Origin of the sequence: Terrabacter sp. NPDC080008 (assembly GCF_040702505.1) — a bacterium.
Classification (GTDB): Bacteria; Actinomycetota; Actinomycetes; order Actinomycetales; family Dermatophilaceae; genus Terrabacter.
Map to the genome: position 1 here is coordinate 135,970 of NZ_JBFBLC010000006.1, position 16,015 is coordinate 151,984.

Annotated in this window: 16 protein-coding genes; 11 read left to right on the plus strand and 5 right to left on the minus strand. The window is 72.2% G+C overall.

Annotated features, from left to right (window positions below; all coding sequences use genetic code 11):
* Positions 1 to 3 precede the first annotated feature (3 nt).
* Both AB0316_RS16790 and AB0316_RS16795 read left to right on the plus strand, forming a co-directional pair.
* Positions 4 to 834, plus strand: coding sequence for an RDD family protein (locus tag AB0316_RS16790; protein WP_366274187.1), 831 nt, complete (start codon positions 4 to 6; stop codon positions 832 to 834).
* 172 nt (positions 835 to 1,006) lie between these two features.
* Positions 1,007 to 2,569, plus strand: a complete 1,563-nt coding sequence (locus AB0316_RS16795; protein ID WP_366274188.1) for a DHA2 family efflux MFS transporter permease subunit — start codon at positions 1,007 to 1,009, stop codon at positions 2,567 to 2,569.
* A 171-nt stretch (positions 2,570 to 2,740) separates the two neighbouring features.
* Here the strand turns inward: AB0316_RS16795 and fahA are convergent, their stop codons facing one another.
* Positions 2,741 to 3,997 (minus strand): fumarylacetoacetase, encoded by a 1,257-nt coding sequence (gene fahA, locus AB0316_RS16800; RefSeq protein ID WP_366274189.1) that lies wholly within the window; start codon positions 3,995 to 3,997, stop codon positions 2,741 to 2,743.
* Positions 3,994 to 4,854 carry a hypothetical protein gene (locus AB0316_RS16805; RefSeq protein ID WP_366274190.1) on the minus strand — a complete coding sequence of 287 codons (861 nt, stop codon included), beginning with the start codon at positions 4,852 to 4,854 and terminating at the stop codon, positions 3,994 to 3,996. Before AB0316_RS16805 ends, fahA begins: the two co-directional genes overlap by 4 nt.
* An 81-nt stretch (positions 4,855 to 4,935) precedes the next feature.
* On the opposite strand from AB0316_RS16805, the gene AB0316_RS16810 reads away from it, so the two are divergent.
* Both AB0316_RS16810 and AB0316_RS16815 read left to right on the plus strand, forming a co-directional pair.
* A complete protein-coding gene (locus AB0316_RS16810) occupies positions 4,936 to 6,222 on the plus strand; it encodes a homogentisate 1,2-dioxygenase domain-containing protein (RefSeq protein WP_366274191.1) in 1,287 nt (428 codons plus the stop codon).
* Positions 6,223 to 6,227: 5 nt separating this feature from the next.
* Positions 6,228 to 6,899: a helix-turn-helix domain-containing protein gene (locus AB0316_RS16815; RefSeq protein ID WP_366274192.1), complete on the plus strand. Its 672-nt coding sequence runs from the start codon at positions 6,228 to 6,230 to the stop codon at positions 6,897 to 6,899.
* Between the two features lie 219 nt (positions 6,900 to 7,118).
* On the opposite strand, the gene AB0316_RS16820 is transcribed toward AB0316_RS16815, so the two are convergent.
* The 3 genes from AB0316_RS16820 to AB0316_RS16830 are packed head-to-tail and all read right to left on the minus strand — an operon-like array spanning position 7,119 to position 9,919.
* The gene (locus AB0316_RS16820) at positions 7,119 to 7,733 is read right to left on the minus strand and encodes an isochorismatase family protein (RefSeq protein ID WP_366274193.1); all 615 of its coding nucleotides are present in this window, start codon (positions 7,731 to 7,733) and stop codon (positions 7,119 to 7,121) included.
* A gap of 3 nt (positions 7,734 to 7,736) precedes the next feature.
* Positions 7,737 to 9,050: a nicotinate phosphoribosyltransferase gene (locus AB0316_RS16825; RefSeq protein ID WP_366274194.1), complete on the minus strand. Its 1,314-nt coding sequence runs from the start codon at positions 9,048 to 9,050 to the stop codon at positions 7,737 to 7,739.
* Between the two features lie 47 nt (positions 9,051 to 9,097).
* Positions 9,098 to 9,919 (minus strand): polysaccharide deacetylase family protein, encoded by an 822-nt coding sequence (locus AB0316_RS16830; protein ID WP_366274195.1) that lies wholly within the window; start codon positions 9,917 to 9,919, stop codon positions 9,098 to 9,100.
* A gap of 141 nt (positions 9,920 to 10,060) precedes the next feature.
* Between AB0316_RS16830 and clpS the strand changes: the two genes are divergently transcribed.
* From clpS to AB0316_RS16865, 7 genes are all read left to right on the plus strand, one after another.
* Positions 10,061 to 10,366, plus strand: a complete 306-nt coding sequence (gene clpS, locus AB0316_RS16835; protein ID WP_366274196.1) for an ATP-dependent Clp protease adapter ClpS — start codon at positions 10,061 to 10,063, stop codon at positions 10,364 to 10,366.
* The gene (locus tag AB0316_RS16840) at positions 10,366 to 11,073 is read left to right on the plus strand and encodes a DUF2017 domain-containing protein (RefSeq protein WP_366274197.1); all 708 of its coding nucleotides are present in this window, start codon (positions 10,366 to 10,368) and stop codon (positions 11,071 to 11,073) included. Before clpS ends, AB0316_RS16840 begins: the two co-directional genes overlap by 1 nt.
* 56 nt (positions 11,074 to 11,129) lie before the next feature.
* Positions 11,130 to 11,897, plus strand: a complete 768-nt coding sequence (locus AB0316_RS16845) for an MBL fold metallo-hydrolase (RefSeq protein ID WP_366274198.1) — start codon at positions 11,130 to 11,132, stop codon at positions 11,895 to 11,897.
* 110 nt (positions 11,898 to 12,007) lie between these two features.
* Positions 12,008 to 12,877, plus strand: a complete 870-nt coding sequence (locus AB0316_RS16850; RefSeq protein ID WP_366274199.1) for an aldo/keto reductase — start codon at positions 12,008 to 12,010, stop codon at positions 12,875 to 12,877.
* A gap of 184 nt (positions 12,878 to 13,061) precedes the next feature.
* On the plus strand, positions 13,062 to 13,829 hold the full coding sequence (gene rph / locus AB0316_RS16855) for a ribonuclease PH (protein WP_366274200.1): 768 nt from the start codon (positions 13,062 to 13,064) through the stop codon (positions 13,827 to 13,829).
* Entirely contained in the window at positions 13,826 to 14,446 is a 621-nt protein-coding gene (rdgB, locus tag AB0316_RS16860) for an RdgB/HAM1 family non-canonical purine NTP pyrophosphatase (RefSeq protein ID WP_366274201.1), read from the plus strand. Before rph ends, rdgB begins: the two co-directional genes overlap by 4 nt.
* A complete protein-coding gene (locus AB0316_RS16865; protein WP_366274202.1) occupies positions 14,443 to 16,011 on the plus strand; it encodes a molybdopterin-dependent oxidoreductase in 1,569 nt (522 codons plus the stop codon). Before rdgB ends, AB0316_RS16865 begins: the two co-directional genes overlap by 4 nt.
* Positions 16,012 to 16,015 lie beyond the last annotated feature (4 nt).

Sequence of the window (16,015 nt, forward strand, 5' to 3'; positions counted from 1 at the left end):
GCCATGAGCCAGCATCCCTCCGGGTGGTACGACGACCCGAGCAACCCTGACCTGCTCCGCTACTGGGACGGCGTGTCCTGGACCAACCACACCGCGCCGAAGAAGTCCCCGACCGCGTCGCAGAGCACGATCGGCCTGCCGCAGCAGGGTCAGCAGGGGCAGGTTCCGACCGATCGCACCGGGGCCGGCGCGTCCGTGCCGCAGGGGAGCGGCTGGCAGACCCAGTCACAGGTGCCGCAGCAGGGGCAGCAGGGCTACTACCAGGCACCCACCCAGGCGCAGTGGATGCACAACATCCGCACGACCGCCGACGGGGTGCCGCTCGCGTCCTGGGGCAAGCGCTTCGGGGCCTGGCTCGTCGACGGCATCATCCTCGCCATCGGGTCCTACGTGCTCCTGCGGCTCTTCGTGCCCGACTACTTCACCATGTTCCAACGGCTGATCGACGCGGCCTCCACCAACAACCAGGCCGCCATCAACTCCATGGTGAGCGACCTCGCCGGCGAGGCGGTCAAGGCCGGCCTCGTTTCGTGGGTGTTCATCAGCCTCTACTGCATCGCCTTCTGGACCACGACGGCCCAGACCCCGGGCAAGATGGCGCTCGGCATCAGCGTCCGACGGGTCGACGCCCCGGGTCCGCTCGACCTGGTGACGGCGGTGCGCCGGCGCCTGCTCTCGGCCCTGCAGCTGGTGCCCTTCGTCAGTGGTGCCTACGCCATCGTGTTCCTGCTCGACGGGCTGTGGCCGTTGTGGGACGACAAGCGGCAGGCCCTGCACGACAAGGTCGCCCGCACCCAGGTCGTCGAGGGCAAGCAGCCGCGCCAGCACTCCTGACCGGGCGCGCCCGGGGCTCGGGCGCGTCGGGGGCAGCGGGCCCTGCGGCTCTGGCCACGGCATAACTCACTTGCCCGGGTGTCGGTGGTCCGCGCGACAATCGATGGTGCTCGGACCGTTCGCGGTCCGTCCACCGTCGCCGTCCGCACTCTGAAGCCAACCGGAGCCCCTCGTGTCAGCACCAGCCGTTCCCGCACCGCCCGACTATCCCGACAAGATCGACGCCGCAGTCCTCAAGATCGCCGGGGTGGTGGTGCTGGGCGCGATCATGTCGATCCTCGACATCACGGTCGTCAACATCGCCCTGACGAAGTTCCAGACGCAGTTCGCGCCCCCCGGTGGCCAGCCCCTTGCCTACTCCACCGTCGCGTGGACGGTGACGGCCTACACGTTGGCGCTCGCGACCGTCATCCCGCTCACGGGCTGGGCCGCGGACCGGTTCGGCACCAAGCGCCTCTACATCCTGGCGGTGGTGCTCTTCACGGCCGGCTCGGCGCTGTGCGCCACGGCGGGGTCGATCGAGGTGCTGATCGCCTACCGCGTCCTCCAGGGCCTCGGCGGCGGCATGCTGATGCCGCTCGGCATGACGATCATGACGCGGGCTGCCGGCCCGGCGCGGATGGGACGCCTGATGGCCGTCCTCGGCATCCCGATGCTGCTCGGCCCGATCTTCGGCCCGATCCTCGGGGGCTGGCTCATCGACAACTACTCGTGGCACTGGATCTTCCTGATCAACGTGCCGATCGGCGTCGTCGCCGTGCTGTATGCGTTGTGGGCCCTCCCGGGTGACCGTCCGCAGCCGTCCGAGTCCTTCGACTTCGTCGGCATGCTGCTCATGTCGCCCGGTCTCGCACTCTTCCTCTACGGCGTCAGCTCCATCCCGGGCCAGGGCACCGTGGCCTCGGCCAAGGTGCTCGTGCCGGGGCTGATCGGCCTGGCCATGATGGCCGCCTTCGTCGTCTACAGCTTCCGACCGAAGCACCCGCTGCTCGACCTGCGCCTCTTCCGCAACCGGCGCCTCACGGTCGCGACGATCACGATGTTCCTCTTCGGTGCGGCCTTCTTCGGCGGCCTGCTCCTGGTGCCTCAGTACCTCCAGCAGGTGCGCGGCCAGACGCCGCTCGAGGCGGCCTATCTCATGGTCCCGCAGGGTATCGGCGCGATGCTGACGATGCCGCTGGCCGGGGCGCTCGCCGACCGGGTGCCGGTCGGGCGCATCGTGCCCTTCGGACTCGTCGCCATCACGGCGGGGATGTTCCTGCTGACCCAGGTGGGTCCCGACACCCCCTACTGGGGCTTCCTCATCCCGGTCCTGTTCCTCATGGGGCTCGGCATGGGCGGCACGATGATGCCGATCATGACGTCGGCGCTCAAGACGCTGACCCATCACCAGGTGGCCCGCGGGTCGACGCTGCTCAACATCACCCAGCAGATCGCCAGCTCGATCGGCGTCGCCGTGATCTCGGTCGTCTTCACGACCTACCTCAACGCCTCGCCGGGGGCCGGGGCGGTGCTGCAGGCGCAGTTCGACCCGGCGCTCGCGGCCAAGCTCGGTCCGCGGGGCATGGAGGCTGCCGTCGCCGCCCTCGCCGACGTCTACGGCCAGACCTTCCTCGTGGCCGCGATCCTCTGTGTCGCGACCTTGGTGTCGGCGGCGTTCCTGCCTCGCCGGCACGAGGAGTCGCACCTGCTCGACGAGGATGCCGCGACTGCCACTCCGGTCGTCCTGCACTGAGACGTAGCTGTTCCTGTCGCGTGCGCATGGGCAGGGTGAAGCGGGGTCCCCTCCGGACGGAGGGGACCCCGCTTCGTCGTTCCACCCGCAGTCGTCAGGCGGCGAGTCAGCCCGCGACTCAGCCGGCGATCGAGCCGGAGAGTCAGGCGGAGGGCGGACGACTCACGCCGGTCACCGGGCCGGGCTGATGGTGCCGGTCGCCTCGCCGAGCCCGATGCGGGTGCCGCCGGGGCCCGGCGCCCAGGCCGTCATCGTCACGGTGTCGCCGTCCTCGAGGAACCCTCGGGTCGAGCCGTCCGCCAGCGTGAGGGGCTCGGTGCCGTTCCAGGTCAGCTCGAGGAGGCTGCCCCGCGTCTCGCGCTGCGGCCCGCTCACGGTGCCGGACCCGAAGAGGTCGCCGTCGCGCACGGACGCGCCGTTGACGGTGAGGTGGGCGAGCATCTGCGCGGGCGACCAGTACATCCCTGCGTGCTCCGGTCGTGAGACGACGGTGCCGTTGAGGGCGACCTCGAGGTGCACGTCCAGACCGAAGGCGTCTCCGCGCAGGTAGGGCAGCACCTCCGGGTCGGACTGCCCCGGCAGCGGCACGCGGGCCGCGTCGAGGGCTTCGAGCGGCGTCACCCACGCCGAGATCGTCGTCGCGAAGGACTTGCCGAGGAAGGGGCCGAGCGGGACGTACTCCCAGGCCTGGATGTCGCGGGCGCTCCAGTCGTTGAGGATGACGACGCCGAAGAGGTGGTCGGAGGCGTCGTCGACGGAGATCCGGGTGCCGAGCTGCGTCGACCCGCCGACGACGTAGCCGAGCTCCGCCTCGATGTCGAGACGGATGCTCGGCCCGTACACCGGCGCGGGGTCGGCCGGACCCTTGCGCTGGCCGGTGGGGCGCACGACGTCGGTGCCCGAGACGACGACGGTGCCCGAGCGGCCGTGGTAGCCGATGGGTAGGTGCTTCCAGTTCGGCGGGAGGGCCGCGTTGTCGGGACGGAAGATCTTGCCGACGTTGCTCGCATGGTCCTCACTGGCGTAGAAGTCGACGTAGTCGGCGACCTCGATCGGCAGGTGCATGCGCACGTCCTCGAGCGGGTGCAGGTGCGGTGAGACGCCGTCGCGGTGCACCTCGTCCGTGAGGACCTCGCGCAGCCAGGCCCGGGCGGCCGTCCAGGCCGGCCGGCCGAGGGCCAGGAACGCGTTGAGGCTGGGGGTCTGCCAGGCCGTCGCGAGGTCCGGGCCGTCCCCGACCTGGCCGGCGTCGCGACCGATGGCGGCGACGGCTCCGGCGTCGAGCACGAGGTCGCCGATGCGCACCCCCACGCGGGGCGTCGGGTCGGCTGTCGTGCTGACGACGCCGTAGGGCAGGTTGTCGATGCCGAAGAGGTGGTCGGCCGGGACGTCGAGCCAGGTCTTCGTCGGGCCCGGGGTGGTCGTCACGAGTGGGACTCCTTCGCGCTGATGAGGCCGAGGGCCTCGAGCTCGTGCAACGGGTCGAGGACGCCGCAGCAGCCGAAGGCCGTGAGGCTGCGGCGCACCCGTGCAGCGTTTACGGCCGAGATGCCGGAGACCGCGGTGACGAGCACCTCGGTGTCCTCCCGCGCCAGCTCGCCGGCGAGCTCGCGCGCCTCCGCGCCGTGCAGCGCCTCGTGCGTGGCGAGCAGGACGTTGAGCAGACCGTGCATCGGCTCGCCACCGTGGGTCCCGCGGACGGCGTGGTGCAGGCCACCGGTCAGCTTGAAGGGCAGGCCGTGGAGGACGACCGCATCGAGGAAGCCGCCGAGGACCTGCTCGTCCGGCCAGGGCCAGGTCGGGGTCTGCCCGGTGCGGAACTTCGCGGTCACGTCGTGGTCGTCGTCGACCGCCGCGGCGATGTCGTCCAGGGCGCGCTTCTGCTCCTCACCCAGACCGACCTCCACGACGACCGGGACGTCCGCACGGAGCAGCTCGCGCCACTGCGGCGACCATCCGAGCTCGGCCGCGGTCACCGCGACGCGCTCGTCGTCCCGCAGCGCGTCGAGGGCCTCGACGAGCGGCTGCAGAGCCGTGCCCGGGCGGACCACGAGGCCGACGGCCAGCGGCTCGTCGGACGTCCGGGGGTCGGCCGCAGCGAGGCTCGAGAGTGCCTCGGCGGACGTGGCGAGGACGAGCAGCGGCCCCAGCGAGGCGGCATACGGCCCGGTGCGGCGGTCGAGGTGCTCACGCACGGCGTCGGCGAGGGGAGCCAGCCCGGGCGGGAAGACCGCGGCGTCGTCGACGAGTCGGTCGAAGAGGGGCGCGAACGGCGTCCTTGACATGACCGGGAGCGTACTCCACTGTGGCGATAGTGATACACCAGCGTCCGTTCAGCGGACGCATTCGAGGAGAGGCTGGCACCCATGGCGCACTACCAGGCCGTCGGGAGCATCCCGCCCAAGCGGCACACCCAGCACCGTCGACCCGGCGAGGGTGACGCGCCGGGCGAGCTCTACTACGAGGAGCTGATGGGCGAGGAGGGGTTCAGCTCCGACAGCTCCCTGCTCTACCACCGCAACATCCCGTCGACGACCGTCGGCGCCGCCGTCTGGGACCTGCCTGACCAGTCGACGACCCCGAACCACCCGCTGACCCCGCGGCACCTCAAGCTCCACGACCTCTTCGACGCCGAGGCGATCGCGAGCGCCGACGTCGTGACGGGCCGTCGGCTCGTCCTCGGCAACGGCGACGTGCGGATCTCGTATGCCGTTGCCGCACAACCGAGCCCGTGGTACCGCAATGGCATCGGCGACGAGTGCGTCTACGTCGAGCGGGGGGCGGCGCGCGTCGAGACGGTGTTCGGCGCCTTCGAGGTGGGGGAGGGCGACTACGTCATCATCCCGCGCGCCACGACCCATCGGTGGCTGCCGGTCGCCGACGCCGAGCAGCCGCTGCGGGCCTACTGCATCGAGGCCAACAGCCACATCGCGCCGCCGAAGCGCTACCTCAGCAAGTACGGCCAGCTGCTCGAGCACGCCCCCTACTGTGAGCGCGACCTGCGCCAGCCGCAGGGCCCGCTGCTCGCCGAGGACATCGGCGAGAGCCCCGACGCGCAGACCGACGTCTACATCAAGCACCGCGGCAACGGCCCGGGCGGCGTCGTCGGCACGATCCACACGCTGCCGTTCCACCCGCTCGACGTCGTCGGCTGGGACGGCTGCCTCTACCCCTACGTCTTCAACGTGCGCGACTTCGAGCCGATCACCGGCCGCATCCACCAGCCGCCGCCCGTGCACCAGGTCTTCGAGGGCTGGAACTTCGTCATCTGCAACTTCGTGCCGCGCAAGGTCGACTACCACCCGCTCGCCATCCCGGTGCCCTACTACCACTCGAACGTCGACAGCGACGAGATCATGTTCTACGTCGACGGCGACTACGAGGCGCGCAAGGGCTCCGGCATCGGCAAGGGCTCCATCTCGGTGCACCCCGGTGGCCATGCCCACGGACCGCAGCTGGGGGCGACGGAGGGCTCCATCGGTGCGGAGCGCTTCGACGAGCTGGCCGTCATGGTCGACACCTTCCGCCCGCTCGAGCTGGGGGAGGGCGGCCTGGCCGTGGACGACGGTGCCTACGCCATGTCGTGGTCCAGGGGGATCTCAAGGTCCGCCGCGGGGCCTGCTGCCTCCGGCGGCGCGCACTCCGAGGGGTGAGGCGGGTGGCCGCGGCCGAGGCCGCGACGCGCGCCGAGTCCTCCCAGACGCTCGACCGCGGCATCCGGGTCCTCGAGGCGCTGGCCGACGGCGAGGCGACGGGCCTGACGATCACGGAGCTGGCCGGTCGACTCGGCGTCGGACGGCCCGTGGTCTATCGCCTGGTCGGGACGCTCGAGGAGCACCGGCTCGTCTCCCGCTCCACGGACGGGCGGGTGCGACTCGCGCTGGGGCTGAGCCGGCTGGCAGCGGCGGTGACGCCGATCGTGCGAAGCGAGGCACGGCCGGTGCTGCGGCAGCTGGCCGACGAGGTCGGTGCGACCGCCCACCTCACCATCGCGGAGGGTGACGAGGCGCTGGCGCTCGTCGTCGTCGAGCCGTCCTGGACCGACTTCCACGTCGCCTACCGGTCGGGCGCCCGCCACCGCCTCGACCAGGGCGCGGCGGGACGGGCGATCCTCGCCGGTCGCGCCGGTCAGGCCGGCGTCGTCGGCACCGACGGGGAGCTGCAGGCAGGGGCGCACGGCCTGGCGGTCCCGCTGTGGCTCGGTGCGGGCCCTGGGTCGGTGGCGGTCGAGGCGTCGGTCGGCGTCGTCTCGCTCGAACCCCTCGACGCGGCGGCCGTCGGCCCACACCTCGAGCACGCGGCCGAGGCGCTGCGCGCCGTCCTGCGCTGACCCGACCGCACTCGAGAGCGCGCTCAACCACAGTCGAGAGCGCGACTTTCCCCTGCTGTTACGCGTCTGCTGTGACGGAGTGCGCTTTCGAGTGGGACGGGGCGCGCTTTCGAGTGGGACGGAGTGCGCTCTCGAGTGGGACGGGGCGCGCTTTCGAGTGGGACGGGGCGCGCTCTCGAAAGGGGGATGGCGGCGTACGGAACGCCGTGCCGTATGCCGTCAGCCAGCCACCCGGGGCGCGCCGAGCAGGCGCACGCCCGACTCGCGCAGCTGCGTGAGCGCCGCCTCGGTGGTCACGGGGGCCACCCCCGCAGTGAGGTCGAGCAGGACGGTGGTGCGGAAGCCCTCGCGTTGCGCGTCCGTCGCGGTGGCGCGCACGCAGTGGTCGGTGGCGATCCCGACGACCTCGACCTCGGTCACGCCCCGCTCCGCGAGCCAGTCGGCGAGCGACGTGCGCCCGTCGACGTCCGCCCGGCCCTCGAACCCGCTGTAGGCAGCGGCGTGCTCGCCCTTGCGAAAGACGGCCTCCACGTGCCCGAGCGCCCCGGCCAGCCGCGGGTGGAACGCGGCGCCCTCGCTGCCCGCCACGCAGTGGACGGGCCACGAGTCGACGAAGTCGGGCGTCTGGGAGAAGTGGGCTCCCGGGTCGATGTGCCAGTCGGCCGTCGCGACGACGTGGTCGTAGTCCGCGGCGTTCCGGCTGACGTGCTCGCTGATGTCGCGGGCGACGTCGGCGCCGCCGGCCACTGCGAGCGAGCCGCCTTCGCAGAAGTCGTTCTGGACGTCGACGATCACGAGGGCACGGGCGCCTTCACGTGAAGCGGATTCGACCATGGCTCAGTCCTCCTCGTAGACGGTGGGGATCACCGGCTCGCCGCGCGAAAGCTGGCCCGCGGCGCGCGGCAGCTCGGCGCGCGAGGCCGCGTGACGGGCTCGCGCCTCGTGGATGTCCTGGTGGCCCACGATGTCACCGCCCCTGACCAGCTGGACCATGAGCCGCCGGTCGTTGCCGTCGTCGCGCGGCTGCTCGCCGATGCCGATGACCTCGGCCTGCGCGGTCCCCGAGTCCCCGAGCCGGCGCATCGCCCACTTGCGGCCGCCGACGGAGGCCTTGTCCTTGCTCTTCTTGGCCACCCGCTGCAGCTGCCCGGACGCGTCCTCGCGGGCGACGAGCTTGTAGACCATCGAGGCGGTCGGGTGGCCGGAGCCGGTGACCAGGGCGGTCCCGACGCCGTAGCCGCTGACCGGGCCCGCCGCGAGCGCGGCGATCGCGTACTCGTCGAGGTCGGAGGTGACGATGATCTTGGTGTCGGTGTTGCCGGCGGCGTCGAGCTGCGCGCGCACCTCGGTGGCCTGGATCAGCAGGTCGCCGGAGTCGAGCCGCACGGACCCGAGCTGCGGGCCGGCGATCTCCATGGCCAGCGCGACGGCGGTGCGCACGTCGTAGGTGTCGACGAGCAGCGTCGTGCCCTTGCCGAGCGACTCCACCTGCGCGGTGAAGGCCTCCTTCTCCGAGTCGTAGAGCAGGGTGAAGGCGTGGGCGGCCGTGCCGGTCGTGGGCACCCCGTAGCGACGCCCTGCCTCGAGGTTGCTCGTCGCTTCGAAACCGGCGATGTACGCGGCTCGCGCGGCCGCGACGGCCGCTTCCTCGTGCGTGCGCCGGGATCCCATCTCGATGCAGGGGCGCCCGCCCGCGGCCGTCGTCATGCGGGAGGCCGCCGACGCGATGGCGGTGTCGTGGTTGAGGATCGAGAGCAGGAGGGTCTCGAGGATGACGCCCTCGGCGAAGGTCGACTCCACGACGAGCACGGGCGACTGGGGGAAGTAGCACTCGCCCTCGGCGTAGCCGCTGATGTCTCCGGTAAAGCGGTAGCCGGCCAGCCAGTCGACCGTCTGGCGGTCGACGACGTTCTGGTCCCGCAGGAAGCGCAGCTCCTCGTCGCCGAAGCGGAACTGCTCCAGGGCCTCGAGGAGGCGGCCGGTGCCTCCCACGACGCCGTAACGGCGCCCGTCGGGCAACCGGCGGGCGAACGCCTCGAACACGCAGCGGCGGTGTGCCTCGCCGGACGCCAGGGCGGCCTGCAGCATGGTCAGCTCGTAGTGGTCGGTCAGCAGCGCCGTGCTCGCGGCGCGGGGGCTCGTCGGGCTCACCCGCCCACCCTAGGCGGAGCGGAGCCGGCAAGCCCGCGAGCGGCTCGTCAGAAGGTCACGAAGCGGTAGCCGTGGGCGGTGTACCAGTCGATGATGGCCGGCAGGGCAGCCACGGTGTTGCTGCGGTTGGGCGAGACGACACCGGTCGGCTCCGGTGACGACTTGCCGGCGTGCATCAGGACGATCGGGTGCTGTTGGCCGTGCACCGCCGTGGCACGCTCGATGATGGTCCTCGTCGAGGCGGGGCTCGTCTGCCGTGGCTGGCGCCAGTCGAGGGTGTCGACCGACCACAGCACGACCGACATTCCCAACCCGTATGCCGTCCGCCTGACGTTGGTCATGAAGCCGCCGGGTGGCCGGAAGTAGCAGGGGCGTTGGCCGGTGAGGCGCTGCTGGAGGTCCGCGGTCCGGGTGATCTGCTGACGCACGAACGGCAGCGTCCACCCACCGGGGACCATCGTGGGGTAGCGGTGGTCCCACGAGTGGTCCTCGACGTGGAAGCCCATCGCGGCGACCTGTTTCACGACTGACGGGCGCGCCTCGTCCTCGCGGCCGACGTCGAAGAACGTCGCGCCCACACCCTTGGCCTTGAGGACGGCGGCGATGGCCAGCGTGGTCGGGGAGGCGCCGTCGTCGAAAGTCAGCGCCACCGTCCGGCCCGGGCCGGGCGCGGAGCTGATCGTCGAGGGCCGAGCGGGGCACCTCGGCCCGGCAGGTGCGGCGCCCTGCGTCGGTCGCGAGGCGGCGGCGGAGAGGCTGCCGCCGGATGATGACGGTGGGGGTGAGGACGAGCAGGCTCCGCTGAGCGCACCGGTCAGCAGCGCGACCAGGACCACGGCGCCCGCCCGTCCGGACCGGGGAAAGATCACGACCGGAACGGTATGGACGGATCTGGAGAGCAGGCTGAGCCTGCCGGCAGAGCTTCCTCCGAGCCGCGGGCCGGCCCGGGGACGTGCCGGCCCGGAGCCGTTGCGTCGGGGCGCCCGGTTCGGTGCACCTAGGGTGGGCGTGTGACCACAGCCACGCTCTCTGTCGCCCCCGTCGAGCAGGAGGTGACCTCCGCCGACGAGCTCGTGGCGCCGGACGTGCCGTGGGTGACGATCGTGTGGAACGACCCGGTCAACCTCATGACCTACGTGACGTGGGTGTTCGAGACCTACTTCGGCTACCCGCGCCCCAAGGCCGAGAAGCTGATGATGGACGTCCACGTCAAGGGCCGGGCCGTCGTCTCCAACGGCCCGCGTGAGTCGATGGAACGGGACGCCGAGGCGTTGCAGGGCTACGGCCTCTGGGCCACGTTCGAGAAGGACGAGTGATGGCACGGGCCTTCCTGCGCGAGAAGGGCCGTTACGTCGGCCTGCTCGACCCGACCGAGCGCACCATCCTCCACGGCCTGATGGAGCAGACCCGGATCCTCCTCTCGCCCGAGGTGGAGGCGACCGGTGACGCCTTCGACGACCTCGTCGCGTCCATGGGTCTGTCGCTCGGCAGCCCCGAGGGCGAGGTGGATCCCGCTGCGGCACAGCGCCGCTCCTCCGCCGCGCCCAACCGCGACCCCGCCCTGGACCGGCTGCTGCCGACGGCGCACCGCGGGGACGACCAGGTGGCCGCCGAGTTCCGCAGGCTGACGGAGGAGGGGCTGCGCCAGCGCAAGAGCCGCAACCTCGACGTGGCCCTCGGGTGCCTCGAGGCCAGCTCGGATGACCGGGTGGAGCTCGACGGGGCCCAGGCGCCGGCGTTCCTCATGGCGCTGACCGACGTGCGCCTGCTGCTGGGTGAGCGGATGGGTATGCGGACCGAGGACGACGCGCAGGCGCTGTACGCCGCGCTGGAGGACCTCGACGACGACGACCCGCTCGGCTACGCGGTCGCGTGGTACGACTTCCTCACCTGGCTGCAGGAGACCCTGACCCACGCCGTGATGGGCACCGACCTCGGGGACGCCCTGTCCGCGTACGAGGACGACGATGACGGGCAGGACGACGGGGAAGGGCCCGGCGGCGGCAGCTCCGGCCCACTGTGACGCAGCCGACGCCCGCGTGCCGGGACCGCGTCGGTGGTCCCACCTAGGCTCGTGCCGTGAACGTCACGATCGTCGGGTGCTCGGGGTCCTTCGCAGGCCCGCGCTCGCCCGCGTCGTCCTACCTCGTGCAGGCGGAGCACGAGGGACGCACGTGGAGCATCGTGCTCGACCTCGGCAGCGGGGCCCTCGGGGCGCTCCAGCGCCACGTCGAGCCGTATGCCGTCGACGCGGTCCTGCTCAGCCACCTGCACGTCGACCACTGCATCGACATGTGCGGCCTCTACGTGATGATGCGCTACGTGCCCGGCGGTCCCGGGCGCCCGGCCATGCCGGTCTGGGGACCGCCCGGGGCAGGCGTGCACCTCGCGCGGGCCTACGGCGGGCGTGAGAGCGAGGACGTGCTGGGTGTCTTCGACTTCCACGACCTGCGCCACCGAGAGCCGGTGACCGTCGGGCCCTTCACGGTGACGCCGGTGCGCGTCAACCACCCGGTCGAGGCCTACGGCTTCCGGGTCGAGGCCGGCGGCCGGGTGCTCGCCTACACCGGCGACACCGACACCTGCGACGAGCTGAGCGAGCTGATGACCGGCGCCGACCTCGTGCTGGCCGACTCCGCCTTCGTCGACGGCCGCGACACGGTCACCGGCATCCACCTGTCCGGCAGCCGGGCGGCCGAGGCGGCCGTGCGCGCCGGCGGGGTCCGCCGTCTGGTCCTGACCCACATCCCCGCCTGGAACGATCCCGAGATCTGCCGCAAGCAGGCCGCCGAGGTGTGGCCGGGTGACGTCGAGCTCGCCGAGCCCGACGAGACCTACTGCCTCTGACGCCGGTCGACTCGGCGCGCGAGCCGGGTATGGACGGTGGCGGCGCGGTCGGCGCCGGCACCCGCCGGCGTGAACGTCGGCCCGCCGCAACAGCCATCCAAGGAGGCAGCGTGCAGCAGCGAATCATCGGGTCGAGGAAGGTCAGCGCGATCGGTCTCGGCGGCATGCCCATGTCGATCGAGGGCCGGCCCGACCAGGACCGCTCGGTCCGGACCATCCACGCAGCGCTCGACGCCGGGGTCACCCTCATCGACACGGCCGACGCCTACCACCGCGACGCCGGGGAGGTCGGCCACAACGAGAGCCTCATCGCGCAGGCGCTCTCGTCGTGGAGCGGGGACCGGTCCGAGGTCCTCGTCGCGACGAAGGGCGGCCACCTGCGTCCCGGCGACGGGTCGTGGACCGTCAACGGCCGCCCCGAGTACCTCAAGGAGGCGGCCAAGGCCTCGCTCCAGCGCCTCGGCGGCGACGCCATCGGCCTCTACCAGTTCCACCGGCCCGACCCCGACGTGCCGTACGCCGAGTCGGTGGGCGCCCTCGCCGACCTCCTCGACGAGGGCGTCATCGAAATGGCCGGCATCTCGAACGCGAACCCGGACCAGATCCGCGAGGCGCAGCAGGTGCTCGGCGGCCGGCTCGTGTCGGTGCAGAACCAGTTCTCGCCGGCGTTCCGCAACAGCCGGCCCGAGCTCGACCTGTGCGCCGAGCTCGGCATCGCCTTCCTGCCGTGGAGCCCCCTCGGCGGCATCAGCAAGGCGGGTGACCTCGGCAGCCGGCACGACGCCTTCGCCCAGGTCGCCCAGGCCCACGACCTCAGCCCCCAGCGCGTCGCGCTCGCCTGGGAGCTCGCCCTGGCCCCCATCGTGGTGCCGATCCCCGGTGCGTCACGCCCGGAGAGCATCCAGGACTCCGTCCGCGCGGAGGAGCTCGAGCTGACCGCGGACGAGCTCGAGCGGCTCTCCGCCGAGGCGCTCGACTGAGGCGTCACCCGCAACGGACTGCCGGGCGCCCGCCGACCGTCGGCGGGCGCCCCTGCGCTGCCCACGCTCCTGCCCGCGCATCAGCCCGCGCATCAGCCCGAGCATCAGCCCGCGCCCCTGGCCCCGTCCGGCCCCGTGCGGGCGCGGTTGGGGCCGGAGGCGCAGTCATGACTAGCCTCGTGGCATGACTGACCGACATGACGGCCGTGCCCCCGACCAGACGCGCGAGGTGCGGATCACGCGCAACTGGCTCGACCACGCTGAGGGGAGCGTGCTCGTCGAGTTCGGGCGCACCCGGGTGCTGTGCGCAGCATCCTTCACCGAGGGCGTCCCGCGCTGGCTCAAGGGCAAGGGGACCGGCTGGGTCACCGCCGAGTACGCCATGCTGCCTCGCGCCACCAACACTCGCTCCGACCGCGAGAGCGTCAAGGGCCGCATCGGCGGCCGCACCCACGAGATCAGCCGCCTCATCGGCCGCAGCCTGCGGGCCGTCATCGACACCAAGGCCCTCGGCGAGAACACGATCGTGCTCGACTGCGACGTGCTCCAGGCCGACGGTGGGACCCGCACCGCCGCCATCACCGGCGCCTACGTGGCGCTCGTCGACGCCATCGAGAACGCTCGCGGCAAGGGCCTCGTCGGCAAGAAGGCACAGCCCCTGACGGGCTCGGTCGCCGCGGTCTCGGTAGGCATCGTCGACGGCCGTGCCGTGCTGGACCTCGACTACCCGGAGGACTCGACCGCCGAGACCGACATGAACGTCGTCATGACCGGTGACGGGCGCTTCATCGAGGTCCAGGGCACCGCCGAGGGGGCGCCGTTCGACCGCGACCTGCTCGGCCAGCTGCTCGACCTGGCGACGAAGGGATGCGCAGATCTCACCGAGCGTCAGAACGCCGCGCTCGCCGGCACGTCCACGGACGCCGCCGCGACGGGTGGGGTGGTCGCGTGACGAAGGTGGTGCTCGCCACCCGCAACGCGCACAAGGTCGAGGAGCTGCGCGAGATCCTCGCCGACATCAGTGCCGAGCTCGGCCTCGAGATCGTCGGGCTCGAGGGCTTCCCCGAGGCGCCGGAGGTCGTCGAGGACGGCGTGACCTTCGAGCAGAACGCCATTCTCAAGGCAGCGTCGGCAGCTCACGTCACGGGCCTGCCCGCCCTCGCCGACGACTCGGGTCTCGCCGTGGACGTGCTCGGCGGTGCACCGGGGATCTTCAGCGCGCGCTGGTCGGGCGGCGGCGGGGACCACGCCAACGTGCGGCTGCTGCTCGTGCAGCTCGCCGAGGTGCGCGACGAGCACCGCGCGGCGGCCTTCGTGTGCGCGGCCGCCCTCGTCCTGCCCGACGGGCGTTCCGCCGCCGAGCTCGGCCGCTTCCCAGGGACCGTCGCCAGGGAGCCGAGGGGCACCGGAGGTTTCGGTTACGACCCGATCTTCGTCCCATCCGACCAGCCGGTCGGCAACGAACGCACACTGGCGGAGTACGAGGCCGACGAGAAGAACCAGGTGTCGCACCGCGCACTCGCCTTCCGTGCACTCGTGCCGCACCTGAAGGAGCACCTGAGGCCATGACCACGACCAGCCCGGTCACCCGTCCCGAGACCTCTCCCGAGCAGCCGGCGCGTCCGCTGTGGTGGGGAGCCCTCGACGGGGTGGTGGCCGGGCTGCTCACCGTCGGCCTCGCCACGCTCGTCGCCGCGGTGCTGACCGCACTAGGCCAGTCGTCCGGGCAGCCGGCGCCGATCGCGGCGGTCGGTGGGGCCTTCATCGACCGGACCCCGCCGTGGCTCAAGGACTTCGCCGTGGCCACCTTCGGCACCAACGACAAGCGGGCGCTCCTCGTCGGCACGGTCGTGGTCCTGACCCTCGTGTGCGCCGCGATCGGCATGCTCGCCGTCCGACGCCTCCGCGTGGCGCTCGTGGCGTTCGCCGTCGTCGGGGCCATCGGCGTCGCCGCGGTGCTCAGCCGCCCGGGCGCCGGGGCCACGGACGCCCTGCCCACGATCCTCGGCACCGTCGCCGGGCTGTGGTTCCTCAGCCGGGCGGCCCGCCCGGCGCGCCCGGCCACGGCGGGCGCAGTGAACCCGGGGCGACGATGGCTGCTCGGGGGAGCGGTGGGCGCCCTCGCGGCATACGCAGGCTCCCTACTCGGCAACGGGTCCGCGGCCGCCTCCGTGTCGCGCGAGGCGCTGACCCGCGCCCCGGTCAGGACCACCGGGGTCACCGTCCCGCCGGGCGCCGACCTGAAGATCCCGGGGCTGACGCCCTACATCGTCCCCAACGCCGACTTCTACCGCATCGACACGGCCATCGTCGTGCCGCGCCTCGACGCGAACGAGTGGAGCCTCAAGGTGACCGGGATGGTCGACCGCGAGGTCGAGATCGACTGGAAGACCCTGCAGTCCAAGCAGATGCAGGACGCCCTCATCACCTTGACCTGCGTCTCCAACGAGGTCGGGGGAGACCTCATCGGCAACGCCGTCTGGACCGGGTGGCCCGTGCGCGAGCTCCTCGCCATGGCCGGCCCGCAGGCGGGCGCCGACATGGTGCTGCAGACCAGCGCCGACGGCTTCACCGCCTCCACGCCGCTGTCCGCGCTCACCGACGACCGCAACGCGCTCCTCGCGATCCGGATGAACGGCGAGCCGCTGCCCTTCGAGCACGGCTTCCCCGTGCGGGTGGTCGTGCCCGGGCTGTACGGCTACGTCTCGGCCACGAAGTGGGTGACCGAGCTCAAGGTGACGACGTATGCCGCTGACGTGGCCTACTGGACGCCGCGCGGCTGGTCGCCGAAGGGCCCGATCAAGACGGCGTCGCGCATCGACGTGCCCAAGGCGGGCGACGTCGTCAAGGCGGGCAAGGTGGCGGTCGCGGGCGTCGCCTGGGACCAGCACACCGGCATCTCGAAGGTGGAGGTCCAGGTCGACCAGCAGCCGTGGCAGCCGGCGCGGCTCGCGGTCGACGCGAGCATAGACACCTGGCGCCAGTGGGTGTACGAGTGGGACGCGACGCCCGGCAGCCACGACGTGCGGGTGCGCGCCTATGACGCCAAGGGGCAGGTGCAGTCTCCCCTCGAGGCGCCCCCGGCGCCCGACGGCGCAACCGGCATCCACGTGGTCACCGTCCGGGTCCAGTGAGACC

What these genes read in the sequence shown, in the direction of transcription:
- AB0316_RS16810 (WP_366274191.1), top strand. Translation starts at nt 4,936, where the DNA reads ATGGCGCACTACCAGGCCGTCGGGAGCATCCCGCCCAAGCGGCACACC.
- AB0316_RS16820 (WP_366274193.1), bottom strand. Translation starts at nt 7,733, where the DNA reads ATGGTCGAATCCGCTTCACGTGAAGGCGCCCGTGCCCTCGTGATCGTC.
- rph (WP_366274200.1), top strand. Translation starts at nt 13,062, where the DNA reads ATGACTGACCGACATGACGGCCGTGCCCCCGACCAGACGCGCGAGGTG.
- AB0316_RS16865 (WP_366274202.1), top strand. Translation starts at nt 14,443, where the DNA reads ATGACCACGACCAGCCCGGTCACCCGTCCCGAGACCTCTCCCGAGCAG.
- AB0316_RS16840 (WP_366274197.1), top strand. Translation starts at nt 10,366, where the DNA reads ATGGCACGGGCCTTCCTGCGCGAGAAGGGCCGTTACGTCGGCCTGCTC.
- AB0316_RS16790 (WP_366274187.1), top strand. Translation starts at nt 4, where the DNA reads ATGAGCCAGCATCCCTCCGGGTGGTACGACGACCCGAGCAACCCTGAC.
- AB0316_RS16805 (WP_366274190.1), bottom strand. Translation starts at nt 4,854, where the DNA reads ATGTCAAGGACGCCGTTCGCGCCCCTCTTCGACCGACTCGTCGACGAC.